The organism is Micromonospora sp. Llam0 (assembly GCF_003751085.1).
Taxonomy (GTDB): Bacteria; Actinomycetota; Actinomycetes; order Mycobacteriales; family Micromonosporaceae; genus Micromonospora_E.
On record NZ_RJJY01000002.1, the window covers coordinates 2,107,695 to 2,119,791 of the forward strand.

Annotated in this window: 17 protein-coding genes; 8 read left to right on the plus strand and 9 right to left on the minus strand. The window is 68.5% G+C overall.

Annotated elements, in window-relative coordinates:
- The first annotated feature begins 78 nt into the window (after nucleotides 1-78).
- Together EDC02_RS36855 and EDC02_RS36860 are read left to right on the plus strand one after the other, a co-directional pair.
- Nucleotides 79-762, plus strand: a complete 684-nt coding sequence (locus EDC02_RS36855; RefSeq protein ID WP_123606708.1) for a response regulator transcription factor — start codon at nucleotides 79-81, stop codon at nucleotides 760-762.
- Nucleotides 762-2,156, plus strand: coding sequence for a cell wall metabolism sensor histidine kinase WalK (locus tag EDC02_RS36860; RefSeq protein WP_123606709.1), 1,395 nt, complete (start codon nucleotides 762-764; stop codon nucleotides 2,154-2,156). The genes EDC02_RS36855 and EDC02_RS36860 overlap by 1 nt, the downstream gene beginning before the upstream one ends.
- Here the strand turns inward: EDC02_RS36860 and EDC02_RS36865 are convergent.
- The 4 genes from EDC02_RS36865 to EDC02_RS36880 form a co-directional block, all read right to left on the minus strand.
- Entirely contained in the window at nucleotides 2,099-2,950 is an 852-nt protein-coding gene (locus tag EDC02_RS36865; protein WP_123606710.1) for a Rieske 2Fe-2S domain-containing protein, read from the minus strand. The genes EDC02_RS36860 and EDC02_RS36865 overlap by 58 nt on opposite strands.
- 180 nt (nucleotides 2,951-3,130) lie before the next feature.
- Nucleotides 3,131-3,511 carry a PPOX class F420-dependent oxidoreductase gene (locus EDC02_RS36870; protein WP_123606711.1) on the minus strand — a complete coding sequence of 127 codons (381 nt, stop codon included), beginning with the start codon at nucleotides 3,509-3,511 and terminating at the stop codon, nucleotides 3,131-3,133.
- A gap of 94 nt (nucleotides 3,512-3,605) precedes the next feature.
- Entirely contained in the window at nucleotides 3,606-4,049 is a 444-nt protein-coding gene (locus EDC02_RS36875; protein ID WP_123607444.1) for an AAA family ATPase, read from the minus strand.
- Between the two features lie 16 nt (nucleotides 4,050-4,065).
- Entirely contained in the window at nucleotides 4,066-4,755 is a 690-nt protein-coding gene (locus EDC02_RS36880; RefSeq protein ID WP_148083779.1) for a uridine kinase, read from the minus strand.
- A 324-nt stretch (nucleotides 4,756-5,079) separates the two neighbouring features.
- On the opposite strand from EDC02_RS36880, the gene EDC02_RS36885 reads away from it, so the two are divergent.
- Nucleotides 5,080-5,292 (plus strand): hypothetical protein, encoded by a 213-nt coding sequence (locus EDC02_RS36885; RefSeq protein ID WP_148083780.1) that lies wholly within the window; start codon nucleotides 5,080-5,082, stop codon nucleotides 5,290-5,292.
- Between the two features lie 172 nt (nucleotides 5,293-5,464).
- On the opposite strand, the gene EDC02_RS39955 is transcribed toward EDC02_RS36885, so the two are convergent.
- Nucleotides 5,465-5,752: a hypothetical protein gene (locus EDC02_RS39955; RefSeq protein ID WP_148083781.1), complete on the minus strand. Its 288-nt coding sequence runs from the start codon at nucleotides 5,750-5,752 to the stop codon at nucleotides 5,465-5,467.
- 103 nt (nucleotides 5,753-5,855) lie between these two features.
- A complete protein-coding gene (locus EDC02_RS36890) occupies nucleotides 5,856-6,494 on the minus strand; it encodes a TetR/AcrR family transcriptional regulator (RefSeq protein WP_123606714.1) in 639 nt (212 codons plus the stop codon).
- 124 nt (nucleotides 6,495-6,618) lie between these two features.
- Between EDC02_RS36890 and EDC02_RS36895 the strand changes: the two genes are divergently transcribed.
- Both EDC02_RS36895 and EDC02_RS36900 read left to right on the plus strand, forming a co-directional pair.
- Nucleotides 6,619-7,398 (plus strand): SDR family NAD(P)-dependent oxidoreductase, encoded by a 780-nt coding sequence (locus tag EDC02_RS36895; RefSeq protein ID WP_123606715.1) that lies wholly within the window; start codon nucleotides 6,619-6,621, stop codon nucleotides 7,396-7,398.
- Complete coding sequence (locus EDC02_RS36900) at nucleotides 7,395-7,856, plus strand: nitroreductase/quinone reductase family protein (protein WP_123606716.1); 462 nt, start codon at nucleotides 7,395-7,397, stop codon at nucleotides 7,854-7,856. Before EDC02_RS36895 ends, EDC02_RS36900 begins: the two co-directional genes overlap by 4 nt.
- 159 nt (nucleotides 7,857-8,015) lie before the next feature.
- On the opposite strand, the gene EDC02_RS36905 is transcribed toward EDC02_RS36900, so the two are convergent.
- Nucleotides 8,016-8,723 carry a maleylpyruvate isomerase family mycothiol-dependent enzyme gene (locus EDC02_RS36905; protein WP_148083782.1) on the minus strand — a complete coding sequence of 236 codons (708 nt, stop codon included), beginning with the start codon at nucleotides 8,721-8,723 and terminating at the stop codon, nucleotides 8,016-8,018.
- A gap of 480 nt (nucleotides 8,724-9,203) precedes the next feature.
- Between EDC02_RS36905 and EDC02_RS36915 the strand changes: the two genes are divergently transcribed.
- Nucleotides 9,204-10,028, plus strand: coding sequence for a class I SAM-dependent methyltransferase (locus EDC02_RS36915; RefSeq protein ID WP_158632431.1), 825 nt, complete (start codon nucleotides 9,204-9,206; stop codon nucleotides 10,026-10,028).
- 57 nt (nucleotides 10,029-10,085) lie between these two features.
- On the opposite strand, the gene EDC02_RS36920 is transcribed toward EDC02_RS36915, so the two are convergent.
- Together EDC02_RS36920 and EDC02_RS36925 are read right to left on the minus strand one after the other, a co-directional pair.
- The gene (locus EDC02_RS36920) at nucleotides 10,086-10,469 is read right to left on the minus strand and encodes a PIN domain-containing protein (RefSeq protein ID WP_123606720.1); all 384 of its coding nucleotides are present in this window, start codon (nucleotides 10,467-10,469) and stop codon (nucleotides 10,086-10,088) included.
- A complete protein-coding gene (locus EDC02_RS36925; protein WP_123606721.1) occupies nucleotides 10,466-10,714 on the minus strand; it encodes a type II toxin-antitoxin system Phd/YefM family antitoxin in 249 nt (82 codons plus the stop codon). Before EDC02_RS36925 ends, EDC02_RS36920 begins: the two co-directional genes overlap by 4 nt.
- Before the next feature lie 207 nt (nucleotides 10,715-10,921).
- On the opposite strand from EDC02_RS36925, the gene EDC02_RS36930 reads away from it, so the two are divergent.
- Complete coding sequence (locus EDC02_RS36930; RefSeq protein ID WP_199758054.1) at nucleotides 10,922-11,080, plus strand: hypothetical protein; 159 nt, start codon at nucleotides 10,922-10,924, stop codon at nucleotides 11,078-11,080.
- Between the two features lie 59 nt (nucleotides 11,081-11,139).
- On the plus strand, nucleotides 11,140-12,093 hold the full coding sequence (locus EDC02_RS36935; RefSeq protein WP_123606723.1) for a helix-turn-helix domain-containing protein: 954 nt from the start codon (nucleotides 11,140-11,142) through the stop codon (nucleotides 12,091-12,093).
- Nucleotides 12,094-12,097: the final 4 nt, after the last annotated feature.

Consider the following 12,097-nt stretch of genomic DNA (forward strand, 5'->3'; position numbering starts at 1 on the left):
CGTCGCATGTCGAGATTACTAGTAATAGATAAATGTCTATGGGATAACCGGGTCCGGGTGTGCGATTCTCAACGGGTGATGACGGCAAGTGTGGCGGCGCCACCGGCACACCGCCTGCTCCTGATCGAGGACGACGCGGACCTCGCGAGCCTGCTGAGCGAGACGCTCGCCGACGAAGGCTACCGGGTCGACGCCGCCCATGACGGACAGCGCGGACTGCATCTGGGGCTGACCCGACCGTACGACGTCATGGTGATCGACCGCATGCTACCCGCGATCGACGGGCTGCACCTGCTCGCCCGGCTCCGATCGCGTGCGGTGCAGGCCCGTGCGTTGATCCTGACCGCGCTCGGCGCGGTCGACGACCGGGTCGCCGGCCTCGACGCGGGCGCCGACGACTACCTGGTGAAACCGTTCGAACTGGACGAGCTGGCGGCCCGGCTGCGAGCACTGTGCCGGCGCAGCCTCGACACCGCCGAGACGGTACGGGTCGGCGACGGCTGGCTCGACCTGGGGCTGCGGGACGTGGTGCTGCCCGACGGGTCCCGGGTGGCGTTGTCGCTGCGGGAGTTCGACCTGCTCCGGGTGATCGCCACGGCACCGACGAGGGTGCACTCCCGGTCCGGGCTGCGGCGGCAGGTCTTCGAGGACGCCCACGCCACCTCTATCGTCGACACGTACGTCTACTACCTGCGCCGCAAGCTCGGTCGTTCGGTGATCCGGACCGTTCACGGGCTCGGCTACCGGCTCGGTGAGCTCTGATGACGCGATCGTCGGCTGAGCCGTTCGGCACCTCCTGGGCCGCCGCCGAACGCAAGGTCATCGCGCGGGCCAGGCTGCGCGTCGGCGCGCTGGTCGGCCTCGCGGTCACCGCGCTGGTCACCCTGGTCGGCGGGATCGCCTACGGCATGCTCGTGCACGGGCAGGAGAAGCAGATCGACCGGGAGCTGCGCTACACGGCCAGCCGCGGCGACCCGTCCGGCCCGCCGGGCTGCACCTGGTTGTTCCTGCGCAGCGGCGGCGAGCCGCAGAACGCGGCGGCCCTCGCGCAGCAGACAGCAGGAGCCCCGGCACCGCAGGACGCGGCGGTCCCCGCGCTGCAGACAGCAGGAGTCCCCGCGCCGGACGGATTCCCCCTGCGTCAGGTGATGGAGACGGTCGCCGCGACCGGAACCGAGCAGGTGACCAAGATCGAGCGCAACGGTACCGTCTACTTCGTACTCACCCAGCCCCGGGGCGACGACACCATCCAGGCCGTCTTCGACGCCCGTTACCATCTCGCTGACCGTCGCCAGCTGCTTCTGGCCCTGTCCATCACCGAGGGGATCGGGCTGCTGGCCGCGCTGGCCAGCGGGATGGTCGTCGGCTGGCTCACGGTCGCGCCACTCGCCGAGGCGCTCGTGCGTCAGCGGCGGTTCATCGCCGACGCCAGCCACGAGCTGCGTACGCCCATCGCCCAGGTGCACACCCGGGCGCAGGTGCTCGCCCGCCGGGCCCGCAACGGCAACGGCACCATTCCCTCCGACTACGCCGCCGACCTGGACCGGCTGGTCGGCACCACCCGGCAACTCGGTGAGGTGGTCGACGACCTGCTGCTGTCCGCCCGGCTCGGCGCCGCCCCGGCCGACCGGGTGTCGGACGCGCCGGTCGACCTGGCCGCCGTCGTCGAGAACGCGGTCCTCGCCGAGAGTGACCGGGCACAGGAGTACGGCGTGGTCATCGCCCTGGACCGGTCGGACGGGCCGCTGCCGGTGGCCGGGGTCTCCTCGGCGCTGCGCAGGGTGGTGTCCGAGCTGCTGACCAACGCGCTGCGGCACTCCCGACCGGGCGGCCGGATCGACGTCGTCGTCTGCCGCGCCGCTGTCGGCGACACGATCGAACTGACCGTCGCGGACACCGGCGACGGCTTCGACCCCGAAGACCGGATCTTCGACCGGTTCCATCGGGGGGCCGCGGCGGACCGGCTGCACATCGGCCTGGGTCTGGCGCTGCTGCGCGAGGTGGTGACGGCACATCGCGGCACCATCGACGCCACCGGTCACCCCGGTGCCGGTGCGAAATTCACCGTACGGTTGCCGGCTGCCGCGGCACCCTCGGATCAGGGCAGTTGGGCCTGCACGACACCGGCCACCAACCGGCTGCGCAGCACCTGCTGATCGGTGGCGGCCGGGCCGTGGGCGACGGTGCCGTCGGTGAGCCGGAACGCGCTGCCGTGCCACGGGCAGACCACGCAGGCGTGGCCGTCGGCGCTGATCACCTCACCCTGGTCGAGGGGTCCGTTCTGGTGGGCGCAGTGGGCCAGCAGCACCGTGACGTCCTCGCCGTGCCGATAGACCAGCACCGGTACGTCGTCCACCTGCCGGCTGATCATGCCCGATTCGGGCAGGTTGGCGAACTCGGCGATCGGGTGCCAGCCGGCGGAGATCCGGTGCAGCTCGGGCACCGCGTGGTTGACCCCGGCCGCCTGCTTGTAGGCGAGATGACCGCCGAGGAAGCCGCCGGCACCGACCGCGGCGAGGCCGAGGAATCCGAGCGTACGGCCGGTCTGGTGGCGGCCGCGTAGCCGGGCGACCAGCGAACCGGTGTAGCAGGCGATGCCGACGGTGTTGGCGATCGCGTGCACCAGACCGATCCGGCGCTGCTCGCGGGACAGGCTCGCCCAGTCGTTCGCTCCGGTGACGGCCGCCGGGATCGCGGCGGCGGTGCCGACGCCGACCAGGGTGGTGGCGGCCCGTCGCTGGCCGGGCAGCATGTCGAGTACGGCGGCGCTCAGCCAGGCACCCATCGGCACCTGGATCAGCACCGGGTGCAGCGGATGCCCCAGCCACACCCCGTGCAGCAGGTCGCGGACCCGTTCGTCGCGGATCCGCCGCTGGACGCCCTGTTGCAGCCGGTCGCCGATCCGGTCCAGCCCGGTCGCCTGCTCGATCTTCATCAACAGTGCCCGCATCGTCCCGACGTTCCCGCCTGACGCCCGGTCAAACCTCGACGGTCTTGCATATGCCGGGCCAATCGGCCGGCATGGGAGGTCCAACCATGGAGAATGACGGTCCCCGGTTGGCAGGCCTGCACGGGCGGCGACAGTTCCGCAGCTGGCTAGGCTCCGTCACCGGTCGGAGAGTCGGGTCGATCAGAACGACGCGATGATGCCGACCATCGGGGGGCGGCGTAGCCGGAGCAGGCGAGCGAGCCAGTTCCCTGCCCGTGCCATGACGTACCGGCGAGCCAGCAGCTTGCGGGCCAGCGCCGTCCCGTCGTCGTCCAGCAACCGGGCCGTTCCCGTCACGCTCGGCGCGTCCGGTGCCACCGCCCCGCGGAAGGAACACGGCTGTACCCGAACGCGCGGGTTGTTCCGGATCCGCTTGACCTTGCCCGAGCCCGCTTCGGTCACGATCCAGAGTTCGGTGCCGTGCGGTACGTGCCAGACCGGTGTGGCCACCGGGGTGCCGTCCTTGCGGTAGGTGGTCAGGCTGACGTACCGGCTACGGGCAATCTCATCGGCCACGGTCATCAGGCCAGCGTAGCGAGTCGTGTCCGGGCCGCGCCCGCAACGTCGAGAGCAACTGGCCGGCCCGAATGCCTACCCGCGCCCTCGGCGCGGCAGATCAGCGTCGCCTGGCCAGATTCTCTACAGCGTCGGCCAGCTCGGAGATCGTCCGACGTCCGTCAAGCTCGATGGTGGCTCCGCGTCTGAGAAGGGGCTCAACGGTCCGGACGTATTCGGCGATCTCCGCCTGCTGCTCGGGGGTCCTTCCATAGGGGTTCGTCCGGCGGGTCACTCGCTGGAGAAGAACCTCCAACGGTGCGCTGAGCAGGACGACATGGTGAAAGCGGTCGTAGAAGCGGACTTGGTTCTCCACCGTCCCGGACACCACCAGATCGCGATGTCGGGCGAGCAACCGACCCATCCGGGGCTCATCCCACGTCCCGTCGGGAAGCTCCCAGCCGTCGTAATCCGTATCGACGGTGAGGAGACCTCGCCGGTGCAGCTCGTCGAGGACGGTGGTCTTCCCTGCACCCGACATGCCGGTCACCAGTACCCGCGCCATGTCCCCACGGTAGTGGCTAACGACTTTGGTCGGGGAGGTCACGCATGATGCGGGGTGCTTTGAAGTTGCGGTTGTCGATGACGATGTCGGCTTGTTCGGCCGGGCGGATCTCGGCCAGGTAAAGCTCTTCGCCCGGGATGTAGTACGTACGGTACCGCTCAGCCGCCGCCTCAGCCGAGTCCATCCACGCCTGGTCGCGGATCGTGCCGCGGTGCAGGACGTCTGTCGCCTCGATATGAAGGTAGACGCGTAGATCCCAGTGTCGTGACAGGGCCGGCTTCTGTAGGAACCCGCCGTCCGCCACGAGGATCGCGTCGTCCGAAGCCACGTGGATGCCGGAGTCGATGGGCGTACGACCGCTGAAGTCCATGATCTGGGCGCGGTAGCGGCGGTTGCCGCCCGGACCGAGCGGCGCCAGCAGCTCGTCGCGGATGGCGTCGACGTCGTACATCTCGAAGTAGTAGCTCTCCGGTGAGCCGGGCGGATAGTGCGTACGCAGGTCGACATGCCGTTTGAAGTGGTCGATCGTGACCCGGAGCACGGGTCGTGCCGTCTTTCCTCTCAAGGTGGTGGCCAGGTCGTCGGCCAGGGTCGTCTTGCCAGCTGCGGAGGGGCCGTCGATCCCCACGCGCGTCGGGTGCTCCAGCCGCAACGCAAGGATCCGCTCGGCCAAACCGTCGAGCACCCGCTGCCGTGTCGTGGTCATCGAAGGGATGATGCCAGGCGGCTGCGGCGAGGGTACGCCCGCAAACCGTTCGCGGATGTTGCCGTCGTTGTTCTGCGACGACTCGACACCCCGCGCACTACATCGGCAAGGTCGCGCCTCGACTGCCGCCTGCGACTCGGTGTGACGTCCGATCGGTGGAAGATGAGGGCGCCGACTACCGTAAACCTCGCCCGAATTGATGGTGCGGAGGAAAGATGTACGTCTACCGGTGGAACGATGGAGTAGAGGTCGGCCACGTCGACGCTGACGGTGTGTGGCACACAGAGAGCTATCCAGGGGCGCCCGCGCGACGCCATGCTGCAGGTGCACGACCTCAACCGGGCGGACCGTACCGCTGGTCGGGTCACTGGCGTCGCCGAGATCTCGGTCGAGTCCAGTGAGGGCGGGTTCTACACCCTCGGCTGGTATTCGCCTGACGGGCGTTGGCACCCGATCTTCGACGTAGAAACCCGCGATCTGGGTGAGCCGTGGCGACTCTGGCTCACGGGCCATGACGTGCCCGAGCCGTCTACCTGAACGGTGCACGCCCCTGATGCCGGCACCTGGTCATGTCGGGATGTTCCAGACTCCGATGAGACCGCCTGGAACCCGAGGGCGACGACCTCATCCGCCGCCGGCCTGCAACGCGGCAGAAGAGTGCGGCTCGAACGGGACGGTCCGGGTTCGGTCCGGCCTGCTCTCGGCCCAATCATCCGGGGTAATCCAGGCATGAATGCGCTGGTGTGGGACGAACTGCTGCGTCTGCCAGCCGGTCTTTCTGGCCGATTAGCATCATGACGCGGACGTGTTCGGAGAATCGATCGACGGGGTGGAGAGCCTGCCGTATCTGTTCGGCAAACTTCGGGCGCTGTTCCGGAGCAGGCAGATGATCGGTGGACAACGCCGAGTAGACCCCGCCGATGAGGTGTTCGAGGTCGATCTCAGCGGTGTGCTCTCCAACACGCTCGGAAAGTTGACAATCAGCGGCCACCGTCACCCAGAGCGACGCTGGTTTGTGGCATGTGCATGTCCGGGCGGCTCCCCGGCGGAGCCTGGATACGCTCCATGACGCGCTGCCTGCGGCAGATGCGGTAACGAACTCACCGGCCTGGACAGTCAACATCGGTGCCGTACCGTGCAACCATGGTGCGGACGGCTTCGTCAACGACCGCGGTCGTGCGGGCGGGGGTCACCGTCCAGTCGGGGAGCACCAGACTCGGCCAGAGCAGGTAGTTGGAGATCATCCCGAGGAACTGCGTGGCTGCCATCTCCAAATCGGTGATGTTCGCGGTCCCCGCGTCTCGTTCGGTCATGAGGTAGATCCGGACGGACTCGAAGTATGGCAGTTTGCCGCGTGAGAATTGTGCCTTGGCCAGTTCGGGAAAGCGTGGCAGTTCGGCGATGACGATGCGGAACAGGTTCGTCATCTCCGGTTGGCTCAACAGCGTCGCGTAGCGCCGGCCGAGCACTGTCAGGCCGGCCGTCAGGTCACCGGCGGGTGGCACGTCCGCGACGTCGTTCTCGGCCCACGAGTCGATCACGATGGCATCGAACAACGCCGCCTTGGTCGGAAACTGCTTGAACAATGTCGCTTTCGACACGCCGGCGCTCTCGGCGACACGCGCCAGTGATGCCCGGTCGTAGCCCAACTCGAGGAAAAGCTCGGTAGCGGCCCGCACGATGAGCGCACGCTTCTCCTGCGCCACGCGCTGGTGGTAGGCCGACGGCGCTGGGGTCATGCGCCCATCCTAGCGAGGTGAGTGGGTTGACTCACCACTTGGCGGAGCGTAACCTCGATGTGGTGAGTCGTCCGACTCACCACCGACCCCTGCGGGTCGTCGTCTTACTCACACGGAGGATCAGATGTCCCGCTTCGCCAATCAGACCGTGCTCGTGACCGGCGGCACCGGCGGGCAGGGAGCCAGCCACGTCCGCGCCCTGCACGCCGAAGGCGCCAACGTCGTCATCGGCGACATCAACGCCGAGCGAGGTGCCGGCCTCGCCGCCGAACTGGGAGGCCGGGCACGTTTCGTCCACCTCGACGTCTCCCAGGACGAGTCGTGGGCCGCCGCCATCGCGGAGACCGAGAAGGTCTTCGGCGCGCTCACCGTCCTGGTCAACAACGCCGGGGTGCAGAACCCGCCCGCCCTCATCGAGTCCACCGACCAGGCCACCTGGGCCCGCATCCTCGACATCAACCTCACCGGCACCTTCCTCGGCATCAAGACGGCCGCACCGGCACTGCGACGCGCGGGGGGAGGAGCCATCGTCAACATCGCCTCAACCATGGGCGTCGGCGGTACCGCCTTCTACGCGCCCTACGTCGCCAGCAAGTGGGCGGTCCGAGGCCTCACTCAGACCGCTGCCCTTGAGCTGGGCCGCGACAACATCCGCGTCAACGCCATCCACCCCGGCGTCGTCGCCACCCCGTTCATCACCGAGCCGGCCGCCGGTAGCCAGGCCCCGATCGCCGACTTCTACTCGCCCGAGCCGTTCGCTGTCCCGCGACTCGGGCAGCCCGCCGACATCACCGCGCTGCTGTTGTTCCTCATCTCGCCGCACGCGGCCTTCATCACCGGCGCCGAGTACGTCATCGACGGAGGGCTGCTCCTCGGCCCCGCCCTGCAGAAGGAAGCCGCATGAACCCCGCAGACCAACATCGTGAACGACGCGCGCCTGGCCCGCTGGCGCACCTGCCACCCGAGATCCGGCGCGCCATCGAGATCACGCCCGCGGCCGGAACCCGCGAACGAATCGTGGACATCACCACCATCGGGCGGCGTACCGGACGACCCCGCCGCATTGAGATCTTCTTCTACCGCGCCAACGGCGCAACCTACCTGTGCAGCGGAGCGGGCGGAGGCGCGACCAGCTGGTACGCGAATCTGCGAACGAACCCCGCTTTCACCTTCCACCTCAAGAACGGCATCAGAGCGGACCTGCCGGCACACGCGACCACCGTCACCGATTCCACGGAACGGGCCGCGGTGCTCGCGGCCATCGTCGACGACCTCAACCAGCCCCACGACCCCGGCACCATCAGGCCGACCCGACTGCAGGACTGGGCCGCCAGCAGGCTGATGCGAATCGACTTCGACTGATAGTGATCAAGTGGGAGACGGAGATCATCCGACGGAGCATCCGCTCGTCGGCCTGTGCGGACGTCTGCCGGCATGAGGGGCCAATCACGGGCACGACGATCCCTGGTTGGCTAGCGCGCACAGGCGGCCGGCGGTAGACGTACTCGCTGTCCTGGGTGGTCAGTAGAGGAAGGGCAGGGCCGGGAGCGATTCGCCGAACTCGGTTCCGTCGGACCTGCCGAGTAGCCATGCAAGGAGGGACGCCTGCTGACCTCGAACAACGAGCGCGTCGTCCTGAGCGCCGAGCTGGTGTTCGGTTCCCGCGTCGGTGGCGACCAGGCGTAGAGCGGGTACGTCCTTGCGTGTGGTGAAGGCGGAGATGACGGTGGTCATGGTGGTGCTGACGAAGCCGTCGGGCCAACTCTCGGGCCGGAATGACGTCCGCAGGTCGACGTGGTGGACGAGGACTTCGGTGAGCCGGGAATCTGCGGCCCGGTATGCCGGCCGTACTTTGCCCGAGGTCCAGCGCAGGGGCCGGCTCCATGCCCGGGCCGGCATCGACCGGTAGGCGACGGCGTACCGCGCTGCGCTGTCATGAACGTCGGCCAGGAGTGTCTTGGCGCTGCGGTGGTGACCTGCTTCGATCTGGGCAGCCCGCGTCGCCATGCTTGGGTACTCCGACGTCTGAACTCCAGTTCGGGCCCGGGTCAACATTCGGGTTCCGCCGTCGGCGTTACGCGCGACGTGGGTGAGGACGTGCCCTCGGGACCATCCCGGCAGCAGCGACGGCTCCCGGACATCCGCATCGTTGAAGGACGCCGCAGTTGCCAGTAGCTGCTCCGTAGCGGCCTCGATCTTGTTGAGCAGGACCTCCGGCTCGAACTCCATGACCTCCACAGTGACACCGCGTGGGCAGGGGGTGCGAACGCCTCAGCGAGACCGAACGTCCAGTCGGCGGCAGATGCGGATGCCTCGTCAGAGCCTGCCTCACGGCGACGACTACGGTGGTGGCGTGCAGATTCCCCATCTCGGTCCGGTGGTCAAGGCCGCCGAGTTGCCGCCCATTCTGTCGACACGACCGGCATGGAAGCCGTCGAACCCAGCACCACGCCGGACACCGCTGGTGGACGCTGGACGAACTGGTCGGCAGCACGGACGTCATCTACCCCGCCGGGTTGGCGACCCTCCTGGTTCAGATCGGCACGGTGGGCACCCTGCAGCAGCCGGTGCAACTGCCCTGGCACCACTAATTGGTCGGCACCGGAAATCCGTGCCGGCGCACTGTCCCTGAACCCTCGGTAGACGGCAGATCCGGTAGCCCCTGTCGCGGCGCGTCCGGACGGTGCGATGGGCTGCGAGACTGTTCGGGTGTATGACCCGACCCAGTTCAAGGGCGCGGCTCGGTACTACCGGCATGGGCGGCCGCCCTACTCGGCTCAGCTGGGTGATGCGCTGGCAGACGAGCTGGGGCTCGACGGCACCGGCCGGTTGCTCGATGTCGGGAGCGGGCCCGGCACGGTGGGACTGCAACTCGCCGCGCTGTTCGAGCACGTGACGCTGCTGGATCCGGATGCGGACATGCTTGCCGAGGCCCGCGCCTACGTGGCGGCAGAGGGGTTGGCGGCGGTCGATTTTGTCCAGGCTGCTGCTGAAGATCTTCCAGACCTGCAGCTGCAGCGGATGCGAACGGTGACGTTCGGGCAGTCGTTTCATCGCACCGACCGCCTCCGTGTCGCCGAAGCCGTCTACGATGCGCTGGAACCGGGCGGCGCGATGGTGCTCATCGTTCACGACCCGACCAGGCCGGCCCCGCAGCAACTGCCGGACACGCCACCGATCCCGCATGACGAAGTCGATCGGCTCATTAGTGCCTACCTTGGGCCGCAGCGGCGCTCGGGTGCCCGACCAGTGGAGTCCTACCAGGCGGAGCGCTTTGAGCAGACGCTTGCCCGTACCCGATTCGGGAGGCCGCGCGTCAGCTACGCACCGGGACGGTCCGACGTCGTGCGTGATGTCGACGGCGTCGTCGCAGGCTTTCTGTCGATGTCATTCGCCGCGCCTCACCTGTTCGGGTCGAGGTTGGGCGAGTTCATCGGGGAGCTCCGCGTCCTGCTGGAGCGTGCGTCGCCGACGAGCGGTCTCTTCTGGGACTGGCCCGGTGACACGGAGATCCTCATCGCCGAACGACGGTGACGTACTCAACTCACGGTGCAGATGGCTTGCCCGTGCCGCCTACGCGGACCGTGCGAGTCAGATCGTGTGGATCGTGATGAGGTCTTCGAGCCCTGCGAGGTCGTCGGCGTTGCGGGTGTAGACGGCGGCGTCATGGGCGTGTGCGGTTGCCGCGATGAGCAGGTCCATCACCCTGGCTCGCGGCTGGCGGCCGGTCTCGACGACACGTGCGGCCAGCCGTGCGTAGCTGTCGGCGATCGCATCGTCGACGGGAAGCGGATCGAACCGGCGTTGAATGGCGCTCAACCGCGCCAACCGCAGCGCCCTGGCCTCGGCGGTCTTCGCGACCAGGACACCGAACTGGAGGTCGGCGAGGCTGGCGACGCTGATGGCCAGTTCGCCGGGGATCGGGGTCACATCTGTGGCGATGAGGACGCTGGTGTCGAGGATGCCACGGCTCACCGCTCGACCCAGGGATCGGTGACGGCGTCGTCGAGCAGGTCCCGGTCGTCCGCCCACCCTGGGTCGGTGGGCTGGTCGAACGCGCCCGCGAGGTCGTCCCACTCGCGCCAGGTGCGCGGGCTGACCGGGCCGAGTACGGCTGCCGGCCGCCCGGCGACGGTGATCGTCACCCGTTCGCCGCCCTGCGCCCGGCGTACCAGGTCGCTGGCGTTCTGCCGCATCTCCCGTAGCCCGACCTCACGCATACCCCGACCGTAGCACATGTGCTACCAGCTGGCGCCTCGCTGTGGCCGAGCATTCGGGCCGCGACGATGTCTGCATAGCGCGGCCAGGGCGAAGTTGTTCGGAAGGAAGGCCCCGCAGGTCGGACCAGACTGCCTGTAGCTATAGCGACGTCGACACCGTCGAGCTGGGCTGGGGATTGCTTTAGGGTGCCATCAGCGCAGAGCGCGATGTTCGCTGCACCGTCGCTGATCTGGCACTACGTCACTGCCCATTCCTACCGACCACCGGCTGAGTTCATCGAGGCCGTGGAGCAGTACGACCAGGGCTGGACTTCGGACGCGAGCCCGTGGATACCCCACGATGCCGTTCGCATCACGTTCAACTGACGCGGTGCGCTCGCCGCCGCGCGCCCGTCGCTGGGGAAGAGTCGCCGTATCGTTGAACGGTGATCGGCAACCTTGAGACGTTCCAGGACGAGCTGGCCGCCAGCGGGTTTCCGCCGCTGGTCAACAAGCTGGCCGGGGCCGACTTCCGGGGCCGGGTCGCCACCCGTGACCTCGGGCCGCTGCGGCTGGTCTGCCTCGACACGCCCGTGAGCGCCTGCATCGGGCGGGAGCGCGACGCCTCCGACGGCGAGCACCTGGCGGTCAAGGTGATGACCCGAGGCCAGACGCGGATCGAGCAGGGGCGCGGCCACGCCGAGCTCGGGCCGGCGGACCTGGTGCTGCTCGATCCCACGCGTACGCTGCGGTTCGAGAGCACCGCCGCGACGCACGTCACCATCCTGGTTCCGCGCCGGGAGCTTCGGATTCGGCCCGCGCAGATCGACCGGCTCATCGGCGTACGCATCGACGGCAGTCGCGGTCCGGGTGCTCTCGTCTCCGTGTTGGCTCGCGAATCCGTACGGTCGGCGACCGAGTTCCGCGAGGCGGAGGCGCTGCGGTCGGCGGCGGCCGTCATCGAGCTGATCGGGGTCGCGTTGGAGGCCCGGCTGGGCGACGAACAACCGGCCTCGGACGAGCGGCTGCGGGACCGGATCGCCGGCTACATCGAGGCCCGGCTGGCCGATCCCGATCTGTCCCCGCCCGGCATCGCCGCCGCCCACCACATCTCCGTACGCCGGCTGCACAAGCTGTTCGAGGACCAGCCGCTCACTGTCGCGGCCCTGATCCGTCGTCGCCGCCTGGAGCGCTGCCGGGCCGAGCTGACCGGGAGCGGACGTACGGTCACCGCGGTGGCCGCCCGGTGGGGATTCTCCGATCCCACCCATTTCAGCAAGCTTTTCAAGACGACGTACGGTTACAACGCCCGCGCACTGGTAACCAACAACCGTGCACGCACGACCAGGACGGGCACGGCCGGCCCGGAACAGGATGGTGGTCACCAAGGCAGGCGATAGGTAG